The organism is Paraburkholderia sprentiae WSM5005 (genome assembly GCF_001865575.2).
Lineage (GTDB): Bacteria > Pseudomonadota > Gammaproteobacteria > Burkholderiales > Burkholderiaceae > Paraburkholderia > Paraburkholderia sprentiae.
Window position 1 is genome coordinate 1,463,348 of sequence record NZ_CP017562.2, and the last position, 14,358, is coordinate 1,477,705.

Sequence of the window (14,358 nt, forward strand, 5' to 3'; positions counted from 1 at the left end):
GCCGTCCTGCGTCATCTTGACCAGAGCTGCGTCTGCCGCGCCCGATGCATCCGCTGTGTCTGCCATAGCCGCGCTCTCCTCGTCAGCGAATGATGTCGTAGCTGTAGTCGGTCTTCGCCACGTCGATCGTGTTGGCGTCGAGCGCTTCGAAGAACTCGTCCAGCAGCGTGACCAGCACCCGCAACCCACCTTCATAGCCCCAGGTCGGGAAGCGATGGTAATGGTGGCGATCGAAGATCGGGAACACCATCCGTATCAGCGGCGTTTTGGTATCGCGCTCGAGATATTTGCCGTAGGTGTTGCCGATCAGGAAATCCACCGGCTCGGTAAACAGCAGTGAGCGCATGTGCCACAGATCGCGTTTCGGATACACCTTGCAGCCGGCGCCGTAGGGCGACGCGTCGAACAGCGCCTGCACCTTCGCAGCCCAGGTTTCGTTGCCGTTGGTCGCCAGCACGTGAGCCGGCTCGGCGCCGAGTTCCAGCAAGAACTGCGTGTAGCCTAGCATCTGGTCCGGGTCGCCGTAGAGTGCAAAGCGCTTGCCGTGCAGGTGGGCCTGACTGTCGGCCATCGCATCGACGAGCTGGCCTCGCTCCTTCTCCAGTTGCGCCGGAATCGACTTGCCGGTCACGCGCGAGATTTCCATCAGGAACTGATCGGTGCCCGCGACGCCAACCGGCGAGTTCAGCACCACCACTTCCTGGCCATGCTCGCCAATGAACTTGCTGGTCTTCTCGCAGCAATATTCCTGGAACACGAAGGTTGCCTTCGCGTTCAACGCGCGCTCGACTTCCTCCTTGGTCGTGCCACCTTCGTACATCCGGAACTTGCCGTCGGTCGGCGTATTCCACGTTTCGGATGGGTCGCAGATGATGTTCACCGTCACGCCGAACAGATCGAAGATGCGGCGAATTTCCTTCATGTTGCCGACCACGTAGCCGTCGAAGCCGCCGATGAAGTTGACGCTGTCGTCGGGCACGCGCTCAAGCGGCATCGCTGTGCCGGCCTTGCCGTCCCAGAAGTGCTTGAGGATGCCGAGGAGCGCGTTGTCGTAGCCGGTCACGTGGCTGCCGACGAAGGCCGGCGTGTGCGCGAACGGCACGTCATAGTCTTCCGGCACGCTGCCCTTCTGCTTGCTGTTCTTGATGAGCGCGTCGAGGTCGTCGCCGATCACTTCCGCCATGCAGGTCGTGGAGACCGCGATCATGTCGGGCTTGTACAGGTTGTACGCATTTGCGAGGCCGTCGATCATGTTGTTCATGCCGCCGAACACCGCCGCGTCCTCGGTCATCGACGAGCTGACGCACGAGGTCGGCTCCTTGAAGTGACGCGAGAAGTGCGAGCGGTAAAACGCTACACAGCCCTGCGAGCCATGCACAAAACTGAGCGCCTTGTGAAAACCGTTGGCCACGTACACTGCGCCGAGCGGCTGGCAGGCCTTGGCTGGGTTGATGGTGAGCGAGTCGCGTGCAAAGTTCTTTTGCCGGTAGTCTTCGCTCTTGGTCCACTCGACGATCTGCTTGACCTGCTCGTCTGAATGGTTGAACTCGAAATTTTCCTTTTTCGCCCGGAAAATTTTCTGGTATTCGGGCTCACGGAACAGGAGTTCCTGATCGAGAATCTGGTCTGCGGATTGGGGCACGGGATGCTCCTGATATTCAATTCAAAGGCCTTCCGGCCGGCGATCAGTGCGGTGGCCGGCGCTTAGGGGGTTGCCTTCCAGGGCGCCTTGGCGAGCCCCCATACCGGGCTGGAAATAGCCATGTCCATGTCGCGCGCGAAAATGGCGTAGCCGTCGCAACCGTGATACGGGCCGGAATAGTCCCAGCTGTGCATCTGGCGAAACGGCACGCCCATCTTCTGGAATAGGTACTTTTCCTTGATGCCGGAGCCGACCAGATCGGGCTGGATCTGTTCGACGAACGTCTCGAAGTCGTAGCCGGTCACGTCGTCGTAAATCAGTGTGCCGTCGTTCACGTAGTGCGTGGTGCGCTGATAATCGTCGTTGTGGCCGAATTGGTAGCCGGTGCAGACCACGTTCATGCCGAGGTCTTCGTAGGCGCTGATCACGTGGCACGGACGCATGCCGCCAACGAACAGCATCACGGTCTTGTCCTGCAGGCGCGCTCTGAACTTCGTGTTCACCGCATCGACCAGCGGACGATACTTGGCGATCACCCTCTCCGCGTTGGCTTTGATGGTGTCGTCGAAGTGGCTGGCGATCTCGCGCAGGCTCTTCTCGATCATCGACGGGCCGAAGAAGTTGTATTCCACCCACGGAATGCGGTACTTCTCTTCCATGTGCCGGCTGATATAGTTCATCGAGCGGTAGCAATGCAGCAAATTGAGCTTGGCCTTAGGCGTGTTCTCGAGCTCGGCGATCGAGCCGTCGCCCGACCATTGCGCGATCACGCGCAGGCCGATCTCTTCGAGCAGAATCCGGCTCGACCAGGCATCGCCGCCGATGTTGTAATCGCCGATGATCGCAACATCGTAAGGCGTCGAAACAAATTCAGGCCTCTTGTCCGGATCGGCCTTGTCGAATATCCAGTCTCGAATCGCATCGTTAGCGAGATGGTGGCCCAGCGACTGGCTGACGCCGCGAAAACCTTCGCAGCGCACCGGCAAAATGGTGTGCCCTTCATACTGGACACTCTTCTTCTTCGAGACGGCCTCGATGTCGTCGCCGATCAGGCCGATCGGGCATTCACTCTGGATCGAGATGCCCTTGTTCAGCGGAAACAGTTCCTGAATCTCGTCGATGATCTTGTCGAGCTTCTTGTCGCCGCCGAAGACGATGTCCTTTTCCTGAAAGTCCGACGTGAACTGCATCGTCACGAAGGTGTCGATACCGGTAGTGCCGATGTAGTAGTTGCGACGCGCGCCCCACGAGTACTGGCCGCAACCGACAGGACCATGACTGATGTGGATCATGTCCTTGATGGGCCCCCAGACCACGCCCTTCGAGCCGGCGTACGCGCAACCGCGAATCGTCATCACGCCCGGCAATGACTTGATGTTTGATTTCACGCCACAGTCGGGCTTGCCGTCATCGAAGGTGCCCAAATGCTTGGCACGCCGTTTGGCCATCTTCTCCGGATAGGCCTTCAGCACTTCTTCGATCAGGGCCTTGTTCGCGGCCTTGCGCTCTTCAACAGTGACGCTCATGGGAATGCTCCATAGGGTGAGTATCAAGCCTGGCAGCGGGTAGCCGGCATGGCCCGGTTCATCGCGTGAAGAAGAACACCGGGCCGCGCGCAGCGGCGCTCGCTTAGGCGGTCAGCTCCGCTGCAGGCTTGCCGACTTGCGATTCGTCGATGGACGTCATGATTCCGTGCTCCATTAACAGGTCTTCCAGTTGATCCATCGTGATCGGCGTCGGGATCGTGCCGTTGCCCGCGTTGTTGTGCACCTTGGTGGCGAGCTGGCGATACTCTTCCGCCTGTTTGGATTCGGGCGCGAACTCGATCACCGTCATGCGGCGCAGCTCGGCGTGCTGCACGATGTTATCGCGCGGCACGAAGTGGATCAGCTTCGAACCGAGCATCTTCGCCAGCGCTTCGGCGAGTTCGAGTTCCTTGTCGGTCTGACGCTCGTTGCACACGAGCCCGCCGATCCGCACACCGCCGCTGTTCGCGTACTTCAGAATGCCCTTTGAAATGTTGTTGGCCGCATACATGGCCATCATTTCACCGGACATCACAATGTAGATTTCCTGCGCCTTGTTCTCACGAATCGGCATTGCGAAACCGCCGCACACCACGTCGCCGAGCACGTCGTACGACACGTAGTCCACGCCGTCATAGGCGCCGTTTTCTTCGAGGAAGTTGATCGACGTGATGACGCCACGGCCCGCGCAGCCGACGCCCGGTTCCGGACCGCCGGACTCCACGCAACGGATGTTGCGGTAACCGATCTTCATCACGTCCTCGAGTTCGAGGTCCTCCACAGCGCCGGCTTCGGCCGCTAGCGACAGGATGGTGTCCTGTGCCTTAGCATGCAGGATCAGGCGGGTAGAGTCCGCCTTGGGATCGCAGCCGACGATCAGGATCTTCTGCCCGAGTTCAGTCAGGGCTGCCAGGGTGTTCTGCGAGGTGGTCGACTTGCCGATACCGCCTTTACCGTAGAAAGCGATTTGCCGAAGTTTAGACATTGCATTTCTCCATTCAGGAAGAAGGGTTGAAACCAGGGCTGCGTAACCGCGACCATGTCAGCCTGTCGTGCCTGTATGGGTCTTCTTATATCGAGTCACGCATCGGCCGGACCTGTGTCCGCGATGGACTCCAAACGCAGCTTCTGTGCCACGTCACCGGCGGTACTGCGACGCGTCCGACCCGCCGCGCTGCGGCGGTTGGTTCGGGACTTTTGCGGACTCCTCTTCTGTCTTGTCGATTTCGCGACAAACCACGCGAACTTCGTCGCCAATGAAACCATTCGGGCGCGTTTGTCGTGCGATTTCTGTCGCATTGGCCTGCGTGCAGCCGGACAATCGCCGGGTTGCGGCCTGGTTCGGTTATTGCGTCGATCGCGCCATGGACACACCAGTCACCCAACCTTCGCGACCCGTGCCGCGCGAGACGCACTTCGACCGTCTAGGCGGCGAGACCGCCGTCATCCGCCTGGTCGATGCGTTCTACCGGCACATGGATACGCGGGCCGACGCGCAGCGCATTCGGGCGATGCATCACCCGGATCTGTCTTCGACGAAGGCCGTGCTGGTGCTGTATCTGTGCGAATGGCTCGGCGCCGACAAGCAGTACTCGGCACAGCGCGGCCAACCACGGCTGCGCAGGCGTCATGCCACATTCGCGATCGGCACCGCCGAACGGGATGCGTGGCTAGCTTGCATGCGCGCCGCGTTCGACGAGACGGGTGTCGATCCGGCGCTGCGCGACGAACTGATGCAGGCCTTTTTCAAAATCGCCGACCGGATGCGCAATACGCAGACGTGAATCCCTCTTCAACGCTGTTTAACCCAAGGATCTGTGATGACCGAAACGCTCGCCCACAAGGAGATCGACGACACCGCGTTCGCCCGTCTCGAACATGAAGGCCGTCTGCTCAACCCGGTTCTCAAGGGGCTGACGAACAAGTTCGGCCGGGTCGGCTTCCGCGGCGAACTTGCGCTGCGGTTTGCCCCAAAGCTCGCCGACGAAGCGCGGCCGCCGGAGCTGACCTGCAATCAGGTGATGGCATGCGCGACGATCGGCCATAAGTACTTGGCGTTCTTCGCCGGGTATCTGTTGAGCTTCGAGCATCTGAAGGACGTGGCCGAGGTCCTCAGCGATACTCTCTCGGCGGGTGGCAAGTACTTTCTGTTTTGCAACAACATCGACCTGAGCGAGCGATATCAGGTGCCGTACAAGGGCGCGATGTTCTATGCGCTGCCGATTCTCGAGTCCACCGTCTACAACGAGATGCTCGAACTGCTGTACCTCGAAAAGAACGAACTGAAGAAAAAGGACTCAGGCGGCAAGCTGGATGCGGTAGCGGACGCGGCCATCAAGTTCGACGAGACCTTCGACACAATCACCTACAGCGAAGGACTTGAATTGATGGGGCCGGTGCGCAACCCCAACGAGAACCGGCCCGTCTGAGGCGCGGGTCCCGACGGCTGCCGCCCGCGCGGCTGCGCCAACCGATGTTCCCTTGCACCCGAAGGCGACCATGACTATGCCCACCGACACTGCTTTCGTCGTCCGCGAACGCCTGGCCTCGCGCGTTGTCCGGAACGCCGATGCACAACTCGAAACGATCGTGCCCGCCGCACTTTCCACTTGGCTGGCGTACCACGGCTTCCCTGATCCGCATTCGCGCTGCGTGAACGGCGAAACCCCGTTGATGCGCGCCGCGCAGCATGGCGAGGACGCGGTAGTCGAAGCGTTGCTCGCACTCGGCGCACGCGCCGACGCGCTCGATGACGACGGCAACCATGCGCTCTGGTTCGCGTGCCTGCACGGTGGCCCCGCGACCATCCTGCGGCTGATCGACGCCGGCGCGCCGATCGACCATGTGAACGACGACGACATCACATGTCTGATGCAGGCAGCCGCGAGCGGCCGCCTCGACATCCTGCAGATGCTGCTTGCGCATGGGGCGAACGCAGAACTGTGTGCACCGGATGGCCGCAGCGCGCTCGACATGGCAGCCGACCTCTGGCTGCAACTGCGCGCACGGCCCGACATATGGAAGGAGCGGGCACGCAACGTATCACCACAGCACCGGTCCTCCTCTGAGATGTGAGCCATCAGTCGACGAGCCCATCGGCAGCGAACCCGGTACGGCCGGCATCGTCGACAGGAGATCGCAAGATGAATGGCCAACGCGTGTTTCGTCGCCTCACGTTCGACCAGGTCCGAACGTGGCTGGCGCGACGCCCAAACGCGCTGCTGCTCGACGCGCGCGACGCCGCCAGTTAGGCACACGATAGCTGGCCCGGTGCCGTGCGCCTCTAGCCTGGGAACCAGGACGCACCGCTGCTGCGCACCGACCAGCAGCGGCCCGTGCTGATCCATTGCTACAAGGGCAACGCCAGCCAGGTGTAGGCGCAGATGTTCTGCGGACTTCGGAGTTACCGATGTATGCGACTTGGTCGGCGGCCATCGCGCATCGGTGGCCGGCGTCGATGTGTCCAACCCGTCGTGCAAGGAGCTGGCGCCCGAACTCGCCGCGTGGCTCACGCCTGAAGGCTTCATCGGTACGCAGGCGCGCGGCGCAAACGGCAACACACCGCTGATGACCGCTGCACGGCGCGGCGCGTCAGCGATCGTCGAGCAACTGCTCGCGTCTGGCGTTGCGCTCTACGCCGTCAACGACGACGGCAACAACGCGCTGCGGTTCGCCTGTGTGAACGGCAATCTGTCGCTCGTCACTCATTTCGCCGCGACCGGTTTGCCGATCGATCATGCAAACTCGGCCGGCGCCACCTGGCTAATATACGCGGCCTCGGCAGGCAAGGCCGGCTTAGTACTGCAACCGTAGTGATTTTGTGTCGGCCGGTGTGCAGCCGCGCCTTCGGTAGTACGACTGTTGCGCGCGCCACTGATGCGTGCCCCGCCAGCTTGACCAGATCAGCACGTGATTGATCGTATGGATGACCTTGCGATGGGGCAATGGCTCATTGGCGGGAACAGGGTGATTCGGACTGTTCATGAAGAAAGACCGGTAGAACGGTGCAGCACAACACTACGCACGCGGTCGACGGCTGCATGCCGGGTCCGCGATGACGTGACCAGACAGTTTCGCGCTGGTGGCGAGTCAACGCGACATCATGTTCATGCTGACATTGTGCATTACCCAGATCGTGCCGAAGATCAGGAACAGCGCGGCGAGCGCGGTGTAGCATAACGCCAGCGCGTTCCAGCGCTGGCCGCGCGACAGGTCGAGATGCAGGAACGTCATCAGATGCACGACGATCTGCACGAACGCCAGCAACGCGAGCGCCATAATCGCCGAGCCGGACGGCAGCAACCGTTGCGTGACGATCGAGAATGAGCCAGCAGTCAGCGCCACGGCAAGCACGAAACCGGTGATATAACCGGCGACGTCACTACGCGAGGCGGTCGTGGACGTCGAGTGTGAATGGACCATTTAGAGCATGCTCCCGAGATAGACAAACGAAAACACGCAGATCCACACGATGTCGAGGAAGTGCCAGAAGAGGCTCAGGCATGTCAGACTCGTGAGGTCGCGACCGGACAGTTCAGGCGAGCGGACGACATGCACGACGAGCACGGCCATCCAGACGAGGCCGGCTGTCACGTGCAGGCCGTGGGTGCCAACCAGCGTGAAAAACGACGACAGGAAGGCGCTGCGACTGGGCCCAGCACCGTTGGCGACCAGGTGCGAGAACTCGCGCAGCTCTAACGCGAGGAACAGCGCGCCAAGCACGAACGTCACGAGGAGCCAGCCGATCACGGCACCACGCCCCTGGCGCTGCGCGCCGAGCATCGCGAAGCCGTAGGTGGTGCTGCTCAGCAGCAGCGCGCCGGTTTCAAGTGCGACACCCGGGATGTCGAACAGGTCCCGTCCGGACGCGCCACCCGCGAACTGGTGCGCCATTACGGCGAACACGGCGAACAGCGACGCGAACAGCATGCAGTCGGTCATCAGGTACAGCCAGAAGCCGAACACGGTGGGCGTTGGGCCGTGGTCAGCGCTCGACCTGCCGTGATGGACGAGTAATGCAGATTGCGTCATGGATCAGGTCTCCGCGGATTCGGGTAATTCAAGGTCGGCCGGGGTGGGTGCGCTGCCGCGTCGTGCTTCGATTTCGCGCACGTGCGAGGCCGGAATCACGTAGCCATGGTCGTCGCGGAAGCTACGCGCGATCAGCGCGGCGACGATCGCGACGAAGGCCAGCACGGCGATCCACGTGATGTGCCAGACGCCAGCGAAGCCGAGCACGAGGCTGAATGCGCCGATCAGGAACCCGTCCGCGGTGTTCGACGGTAGGTGGATGTCCTCGTAATGCGCCAGTGCGGCATTTGCTGCGCCGCTTTCCTTCATGTGCGCGAACGCGTCGAGCTGGTGGACGACCGGTATGCGCGCGAAGTTGTAGACAGCGGGCGGCGACGCGGTGGCCCATTCGAGCGTGCGGCCGTTCCACGGGTCGCCCGTCAGGTCGCCGTATTCCGGCTCGTTGCGATGGATCACGCTCACGACGACCTGGGCGATCTGGTGCACGACACCGAGTGCGATCAGCACCACGCCGCATGCGGCGACGAACAGCCAGGGATGCCAGGTCGGGTTGTCGTAGTGATTCAGGCGCCGGGTCATGCCCATGAAGCCGAGCACGTAGAGCGGCACGAACGACACGTAGAAGCCGACGAACCAGCACCAGAACGCCCGCTTGCCGAGCTTCTCGTTAAGCCTGAAGCCGAACGCCTTCGGGAACCAGTAATGGAAGCCTGCGAGATAGCCGAACACGACGCCGCCTATGATCGCGTTGTGAAAGTGCGCGATCAGGAACAGGCTGTTGTGCAGCACGAAGTCCACGCCCGGAATCGCCATCATCACGCCCGTCATGCCGCCGATCGTGAACGTGACCATGAAGCCGATTGTCCACAGCACGGGTGCGGAGAACTCGATGCGACCGCGGTACATCGTGAACAGCCAGTTGAAGATTTTCACGCCGGTGGGGATCGCGATGACCATCGTCATAATGCCGAAGAACGCGTTAACGTTCGCGCCGGAACCCATCGTGAAGAAGTGGTGCGCCCACACGAGGAATGCGAGCACAGTGATTGCGCACGACGCGTAGACCATCGTTCTGTAGCCAAACAGCGGTTTCTTCGCGAAGGTCGCGATCACTTCCGAATAGATGCCGAACGCGGGCAGCACGAGGATGTACACCTCCGGGTGGCCCCACGCCCAGATCAGGTTCAGGTACAGCATCGCGTTACCGCCGAGCTCATTTGTGAAAAAGTGCATGCCTGCGTAGCGGTCGAGGCCGAGCAGTGCGAGCGTCACGGTCAGGATCGGGAACGTTGCCATGATCAGCACGTTCGAGCACAGCGCGGTCCACGTGAACACCGGCATCTTCATCAGCGTCATGCCGGGCGCGCGCAGCTTGACGATCGTCACGAAGAAGTTGATCGCGGTAATCAGCGTACCGACGCCGGAGAGCTGCAGACTCCAGATGTAGTAGTCGACCCCGACGCCGGGACTGAACTGCAGCTCCGAGAGCGGTGGATACGCCAGCCAGCCGACCTGCGCGAACTCGCCGATCACGAGCGATAGATTGATCAGGATCGCGCTGATCGCCGTCATCCAGAAGCTCAGCGAATTCAGGAACGGGAAGGCGACGTCGCGCGCGCCGATCTGCAGCGGCACGACAAGATTGAAGAGGCCGACCATCAGCGCCATAGCCATGAAGAAAATCATGATGACACCGTGCGCGGTGAATATCTGGTCGTAGTGGTGCGGCGGCAGGTAACCGGGGCCGTGAAACGCGATCGCGAGCTGAAGCCGCATCATTACGGCGTCGACAAAACCGCGCGTGAGCATCAGTACCGCGACGATGATGTACATGATGCCGACCTTCTTGTGATCGACGCTTGTCAGCCACTCGGTCCAGAGCCACTTCCAGCGGCCGAGCTTCGTGAGCGTGACGATGACCGCTAGCACGATGAGCGCCATGAGCGCGGCCGCGCCCATGATGATCGGCTGATCGAACGGAATCGCGCCGGGCGTGAGTTTTCCAAACATGGCTTACTCCGTGGTCTGCGTGCGACAGGCGGCGTCGCGGAAGGCCGTGACGTTGCCGTTGTTGTATCGGGCAACGATGTTGCGGAACAGGTGCTGGTCGATCGATGAGAAGTAGCGTACCGACTGCTTCTCGCTCGGCTTCGCGACTTCGGCGTATTCGTCCATGCTCAGACGGTCCGGGGAAGCCTTGACCTTCCGCACCCATGCGCCGAAGTCGGTGGCGCTCGTCGCGAGCGTGCGGAACTTCATGTCGGCGAATCCCTTGCCGCTGAAGTTGGCGGACATGCCTTCGAAATTTCCCGGTGCATCCGCGATCAGGTGCAGACGGGTCTGCATGCCGACCATTGCATACACCTGGGTGCCGAGTTGCGGGATGAAGAATGAGTTCATCACCGAGTCCGACGTGATCCGGAAATTCACCGGCGTATCGACTGGCACGGCGAGCTGGTTCACCGACGCAATGCCGAGGTCCGGGTAGATGAAGAGCCACTTCCAGTCGAGCGCGACCACCTCGACGTCGATCGGCTTCACGCTCGACTGCAGCGGCTGGTACGGGTCGAGCTCATGCGTGGTGCGCCACGTCAGGATACCGAGGTACAGGATGATCAGGGCGGGGATCGTCCAGACGACGATCTCGATCGCCGTCGAGTGCGCCCATTTGGGTGCATAGACCGCGTGACGGTTCGACGCACGGTAGCGCCACGCGAAGAACAGCGTCAGCAGGATCACCGGGATCACGACGATCAGCATCGCCCACGTGGCAGTGGCGATCAGCGACTTCTCGGCCGCGCCGACGCTGCCTTTTGGATCGAGCACAGTCAGATCACATCCCGATAGACATGCGCTCAATGTCGTGACGATGGCTATCGACCGTTTCCTTAAGGCTTTTCTGTCTGTCATAGTGGTTAAGTCCGGGTTGTGACACTTTTGACCTGAAGCTGGCTTGACGCATGCGGCATCACACTCGCAGCGTCATGGTCCGACAACCGGCCAGCTTTGTGATTGATGTCGATCAAGGATGAACAAAGCGGCGGGCTGCGGTGCACTGACGCAGTGCGCGGGCCAAATCAGGCGATCTCCCATGTCTTCATGGCTGAACTGAAGCAGAGCCAGGCTCCGAGGGATGGCCTCGATCTGGCAATCGAGGGTCGTAACGGGGCACGTGGCGCGGAACGAAGGACAGACTCTGCGGCGCCCCTTTGAACAGGGGAACACCTTGCTGACGGTGCGGTTTGCGGGTAATGCAACGCTCGCAGCATCCTCGATGCGCGGGACAATCTGATCCGGATCAGCGAATACGCACCTTGGCGTTGCTATTTCGGAGTTCGACGAACACTTCTCGTCGCGTTGTTTGCGTCAGCCACCGACGGTCGTGCCGCTAGATCAGTTTTGACCAGGACGCGCTCGAGGGGCGCTCCAGATAACCGTCGAACACCATGGCCACTGCGCGCACGAAGAACCGGCCTTTTGGGGGAATCGAGATGCCGTTTCCATCGATGCTCACCAGTCCCGCCTCCCGGTATGGTTTCAGGGCGGTAAGCTCACTTGAGAAATAGCGGACGAAGTCGATCTGATGCGCTAGCGAGATCGCAGCGAAATTCAGCGGCACGCTGCACATGAGCGTCATGATCACCTCCCGACGCAACGCATCCTCAGGCGATAGGGCAATTCCGCGTTCGACCGGCAGCCGGCCTTCGTCGAGTGATCGGTAGTAGCTTTGCAACGAGCTCGTCGACTGACTGTAAGCGCTGCCGATCTTGCCGATGGCCGACACACCGAAGCCGACCAGATCGCACTCCGCGTACGTCGTGTAGCCTTGGAAATTGCGGTGGAGGCTACCGTTGCGCAACGCAATGCTCAGCTCGTCGTCGGGTCTGGCGAAATGGTCGAGACCGATATAGATGTATCCGGCATCGAGGAAGCGCTGGGCCGAGAGCATAAATATGCGCAGGCGCTCCTCGGTCGATGGCAATCGGGCTGCGTCAATTAATCGCTGGGCCTTGAAGCGGTCTGGCAGGTGCGCGTAGTTGTAGAGCGCGACGCGATCGGGCGCCAGCCGGATCACCTCGTCCAGTGTGTGGGCAAAGCTGGCGACAGTCTGCTGCGGCAAACCGTAGATCAGGTCGACGTTAATTGAGGGAAATCCCGCATCGCGTGCGCCGCTGAGTGCGCGTTCCACCACATCGAGTGGCTGGATGCGATTGACAGCCTGCTGAACGTCGGTAGCAAAGTCCTGTACGCCGAAGCTCGCTCGGTTGAAGCCGAGGCGCGCGAGTGGTGAAAGGGTTTTGGTGCTGACGGTTCGCGGATCAATTTCGATGGCAAGTTCTGCGTCGATCGAGAACGCGAAGCGGTTCTGCAGTTGCTGGACAAGCTCTTCGAGCTCGGCAACAGGGAAGAAGGTTGGCGTTCCACCTCCCAGATGCAGCTGCACGGTTCGCCGGTCAGGTCCGAGATGTGCCGCGACCAGGTCCATCTCACGAACGAGGTAGCTCAGATATCGAGCGCTGCAGCCATGGTCGTGCGTAATGACCTTGTTGCATGCGCAGAAGTAGCAGAGTGATCTGCAAAACGGCAGATGAACATATAGCGAGAGCGGCGGATTATTCTCGGCAGTAGCACGAGCGGCAAGCTGACGTTCGTATGCCCGCTCCTCGAACCCGGGGTGAAATCGATCTGCGGTGGGATATGAGGTGTAGCGAGGCCCCGAACGGTCGAAGTGGCGAACCACCTCCGCGGGAATCTCCGGACTGTCAGGCGCTCGGGATGCCGCTTCCCGCATCCGCGCGCGCTGCTTCGGCTGATAGTCTGCTTCGCGGTGTATTCGTTTCTTCATCCACATCTCCAGAACCTTCTGCGCGGACAGCGCGGCGAACACGGCTGCCCCGATTGTCCTGCATGGAGCCTGGAAAGCGCTGATCTGTATCAATACGAGGTGTCGTGAGCGCGACAGTCCTGTGTAGGTGAGAGGCGAGGCGCGGGACGTGTTCGTGATATACACGGACGTTCGTTCTGGAATAGCGGTACGCTCAGGCGCGCAATCTCGCGAAGGCGGCCGCCTGAAATTACGTGCCTGCGACCGGGCAACGGGACGGCACGCCCCTGCGAGCTCGTGTTGATGTTCGCACCCGCCGGATTGATCTCAACTGCGAAGCATCGCGCATGGCTGTGCCGTTCGGCGGCTGCAGCCAGTCCGGCAATGGCTGCGAAATCGGTGTCTCCTAGTGCGAGAAACATCCTGGGTACCAGTCAATGCGGTTGAAGGCATGAAGGCCAATAGTCCGGCCTCAAGGCTCCCGCTATCTCGACATTCCTACGCGTGACCCGATGTCGCATCTTGACTTCGGGATCGGGACCGGTTGATCCTGCGCAAGGGCAGCCCTGATTTGCGCGTCGACAATTCCCCGCATACATCAAAAAGGGGAAAGCGATGAAGCACATGATTAAGGCCGTCATGATCGTGGCAAGCCTGTGCGCTACCGGTTTGTTCGAAGTGCGGGCATACGCGGACGACGTAAGCGCGAACGGAAGCACGATGGCAGGCGAGGTGCCGGCGGATGGGATCCACGCCGGTGACGTGCTTGTGCGTCTGCGTGCCATCTCGATCGAGCCCGAAGTACACACCAGCGGCACGTTGTCGTCGCTCGGCGTGGGTGTCAATAACGCACTCGTGCCGGAGTTGGACCTGACCTATATGATCCGCGACGCGATCGGCATCGAGCTGATTCTCGCCACCTCGCGGCACCACGTGACGTCTGGCCTCGGCGATCTCGGTGGCGTGAACGTGCTGCCACCGACGCTGCTGCTGCAATATCACTTCAACCATGCTGGCATGATCCGACCGTATGTCGGCGCGGGGGTCAACTACACGTACTTCTACAACGACGGCCTGAGCGCGGGCCCGGAAGGCATCCAGGTGTCACGCAGCAGCTTCGGTCCGGCGGTGCAGGCTGGCGTCGACGTGCAGATCACGAAGACCGTCTTTCTCAACGCGGATATCAAGAAGATCTGGATGCACACGGACGCCTCGGTCGGCGGCAGTTCATTGGGCCGACTGGACATCGACCCACTGGTACTGGGAATAGGCGTCGGGATGAAGTTCTAGCGAGCGCAGCGAGTGTCCCATTCCGTTGTCAAGTGCGCACGCTG

The 14,358-nt window shown here is 61.1% G+C and carries 13 protein-coding genes; 5 read left to right on the forward strand and 8 right to left on the reverse strand.

From position 1 onward, the window contains the following. Positions 1 to 82: 82 nt before the first annotated feature. From nifK to nifH, 3 genes are all read right to left on the reverse strand, one after another. Positions 83 to 1,642: a nitrogenase molybdenum-iron protein subunit beta gene (gene nifK, locus BJG93_RS23330; protein WP_071336659.1), complete on the reverse strand. Its 1,560-nt coding sequence runs from the start codon at positions 1,640 to 1,642 to the stop codon at positions 83 to 85. Positions 1,643 to 1,704: 62 nt separating this feature from the next. Continuing rightward, positions 1,705 to 3,168 carry a nitrogenase molybdenum-iron protein alpha chain gene (gene nifD / locus BJG93_RS23335; protein ID WP_231337490.1) on the reverse strand — a complete coding sequence of 488 codons (1,464 nt, stop codon included), beginning with the start codon at positions 3,166 to 3,168 and terminating at the stop codon, positions 1,705 to 1,707. Positions 3,169 to 3,271: 103 nt separating this feature from the next. Then, positions 3,272 to 4,153 (reverse strand): nitrogenase iron protein, encoded by an 882-nt coding sequence (gene nifH, locus BJG93_RS23340; RefSeq protein ID WP_027196572.1) that lies wholly within the window; start codon positions 4,151 to 4,153, stop codon positions 3,272 to 3,274. A 379-nt stretch (positions 4,154 to 4,532) separates the two neighbouring features. Here nifH and BJG93_RS23345 point away from each other — a divergent pair, with 379 nt between their 5' ends. The 4 genes from BJG93_RS23345 (at position 4,533) to BJG93_RS23360 (ending at position 6,981) form a co-directional block, all read left to right on the forward strand. Then, positions 4,533 to 4,952, forward strand: coding sequence for a group II truncated hemoglobin (locus BJG93_RS23345; RefSeq protein ID WP_231337491.1), 420 nt, complete (start codon positions 4,533 to 4,535; stop codon positions 4,950 to 4,952). A gap of 36 nt (positions 4,953 to 4,988) precedes the next feature. After that, positions 4,989 to 5,597 (forward strand): hypothetical protein, encoded by a 609-nt coding sequence (locus tag BJG93_RS23350; RefSeq protein WP_231337492.1) that lies wholly within the window; start codon positions 4,989 to 4,991, stop codon positions 5,595 to 5,597. A 70-nt stretch (positions 5,598 to 5,667) separates the two neighbouring features. Continuing rightward, entirely contained in the window at positions 5,668 to 6,243 is a 576-nt protein-coding gene (locus tag BJG93_RS23355; protein ID WP_231337493.1) for an ankyrin repeat domain-containing protein, read from the forward strand. Positions 6,244 to 6,588: 345 nt separating this feature from the next. Next, complete coding sequence (locus BJG93_RS23360) at positions 6,589 to 6,981, forward strand: ankyrin repeat domain-containing protein (protein WP_231337494.1); 393 nt, start codon at positions 6,589 to 6,591, stop codon at positions 6,979 to 6,981. A gap of 276 nt (positions 6,982 to 7,257) precedes the next feature. Here BJG93_RS23360 and cyoD read toward each other — a convergent pair whose 3' ends face one another. From cyoD to hemN, 5 genes are all read right to left on the reverse strand, one after another. Further along, the gene (gene cyoD, locus BJG93_RS23365) at positions 7,258 to 7,590 is read right to left on the reverse strand and encodes a cytochrome o ubiquinol oxidase subunit IV (RefSeq protein ID WP_027193746.1); all 333 of its coding nucleotides are present in this window, start codon (positions 7,588 to 7,590) and stop codon (positions 7,258 to 7,260) included. Further along, on the reverse strand, positions 7,591 to 8,199 hold the full coding sequence (gene cyoC, locus BJG93_RS23370; RefSeq protein WP_231337495.1) for a cytochrome o ubiquinol oxidase subunit III: 609 nt from the start codon (positions 8,197 to 8,199) through the stop codon (positions 7,591 to 7,593). 3 nt (positions 8,200 to 8,202) lie between these two features. Then, positions 8,203 to 10,209 (reverse strand): cytochrome o ubiquinol oxidase subunit I, encoded by a 2,007-nt coding sequence (gene cyoB / locus BJG93_RS23375; RefSeq protein ID WP_231337496.1) that lies wholly within the window; start codon positions 10,207 to 10,209, stop codon positions 8,203 to 8,205. 3 nt (positions 10,210 to 10,212) lie between these two features. Continuing rightward, a complete protein-coding gene (cyoA, locus tag BJG93_RS23380) occupies positions 10,213 to 11,109 on the reverse strand; it encodes a ubiquinol oxidase subunit II (RefSeq protein ID WP_034476944.1) in 897 nt (298 codons plus the stop codon). 478 nt (positions 11,110 to 11,587) lie between these two features. After that, positions 11,588 to 12,991, reverse strand: coding sequence for an oxygen-independent coproporphyrinogen III oxidase (gene hemN / locus BJG93_RS23385; protein ID WP_231337595.1), 1,404 nt, complete (start codon positions 12,989 to 12,991; stop codon positions 11,588 to 11,590). Between the two features lie 648 nt (positions 12,992 to 13,639). On the opposite strand from hemN, the gene BJG93_RS23390 reads away from it, so the two are divergent. Further along, entirely contained in the window at positions 13,640 to 14,314 is a 675-nt protein-coding gene (locus BJG93_RS23390; RefSeq protein WP_231337497.1) for an OmpW/AlkL family protein, read from the forward strand. The last annotated feature ends 44 nt before the right edge of the window (positions 14,315 to 14,358 follow it).

Coding starts and splice junctions, on each gene's coding strand:
- cyoA (WP_034476944.1), bottom strand. CDS start 11,109: ATGACAGACAGAAAAGCCTTAAGGAAACGGTCGATAGCCATCGTCACG.
- hemN (WP_231337595.1), bottom strand. CDS start 12,991: ATGCGGGAAGCGGCATCCCGAGCGCCTGACAGTCCGGAGATTCCCGCG.
- BJG93_RS23350 (WP_231337492.1), top strand. CDS start 4,989: ATGACCGAAACGCTCGCCCACAAGGAGATCGACGACACCGCGTTCGCC.
- BJG93_RS23355 (WP_231337493.1), top strand. CDS start 5,668: ATGACTATGCCCACCGACACTGCTTTCGTCGTCCGCGAACGCCTGGCC.
- cyoD (WP_027193746.1), bottom strand. CDS start 7,590: ATGGTCCATTCACACTCGACGTCCACGACCGCCTCGCGTAGTGACGTC.
- BJG93_RS23390 (WP_231337497.1), top strand. CDS start 13,640: ATGAAGCACATGATTAAGGCCGTCATGATCGTGGCAAGCCTGTGCGCT.
- nifH (WP_027196572.1), bottom strand. CDS start 4,153: ATGTCTAAACTTCGGCAAATCGCTTTCTACGGTAAAGGCGGTATCGGC.
- nifD (WP_231337490.1), bottom strand. CDS start 3,168: ATGAGCGTCACTGTTGAAGAGCGCAAGGCCGCGAACAAGGCCCTGATC.
- cyoC (WP_231337495.1), bottom strand. CDS start 8,199: ATGACGCAATCTGCATTACTCGTCCATCACGGCAGGTCGAGCGCTGAC.
- BJG93_RS23345 (WP_231337491.1), top strand. CDS start 4,533: ATGGACACACCAGTCACCCAACCTTCGCGACCCGTGCCGCGCGAGACG.
- cyoB (WP_231337496.1), bottom strand. CDS start 10,209: ATGTTTGGAAAACTCACGCCCGGCGCGATTCCGTTCGATCAGCCGATC.